Source organism: Streptococcus infantis, from assembly GCF_047465035.1.
In the GTDB taxonomy this organism is placed as follows: domain Bacteria; phylum Bacillota; class Bacilli; order Lactobacillales; family Streptococcaceae; genus Streptococcus; species Streptococcus infantis_T.
In genome coordinates this window covers 1-709 of record NZ_JASHAQ010000053.1, presented here as the reverse complement: position 1 = coordinate 709, position 709 = coordinate 1, and the positions used below count along the sequence as shown (strand labels likewise).

The 709-nt window shown below is 34.3% G+C and carries 1 protein-coding gene; it reads right to left on the bottom strand.

What is annotated here, in order from left to right:
* The coding region (locus QM406_RS10045) for an IS630 transposase-related protein (protein ID WP_414274126.1) at positions 1-661 on the bottom strand (661 nt) is incomplete at its 3' end.
* Between the last annotated feature and the right edge of the window lie 48 nt (positions 662-709).

Below are 709 nucleotides of genomic sequence, written 5' to 3'. Positions count from 1 at the left end.
GGAATCTTGCATTATCCATAATAATAACTGATGGTGTGTTTAATGTTGGTAAGAGAAACTTCTGAAACCAAGCTTCAAAAAAGTCGCTCGTCATCGTCTCTTCGTAAGTCATTGGAGCGATTAACTCGCCATTTATTAGCCCTGCAACCAGTGAGATCCTCTGATATCTTCTTCCAGATATTTTACCTCTTATTAACTGACCTTTTAAAGAGCGACCATATTCTCGATAAAAATAAGTATCGAATCCTGTTTCATCAATATAAACAGGTGCTAGATGTTTTAAACTATTAAAATTTTTAAGAAATAAGGCTACTTTTTCTGGGTCTTGTTCAAAGTAGGTGTGGTTCTTTTTTTTTCGAGTGTACCCCATAGTTTTAAGAGCATAGTGAATGGTAGTTGGGTGACATCTGAATTCAGCAGCTATCTCAGTCAAATAAGCATCTGGATTGTCAGTAAGATAGTTTTTGAGTCTATCTCTATCAACTTTTCTTGGTTTTGTTCCTTTTACTTGATGGTTTAGCTCTCCTGTTTTTTCTTTTAGCTTTAACCAGCAATAAATGGTATTACGTGAGATTTGGAAAATGTGTGATGCTTCTGTTATACTACCTGTTCGCTCACAATAGGAGAGAACTTTTTTACGAAAATCTATTGAATATGCCATAAGAAGATTATACCACATTATGTACTGTTTTAGGTTCATTTTACTATA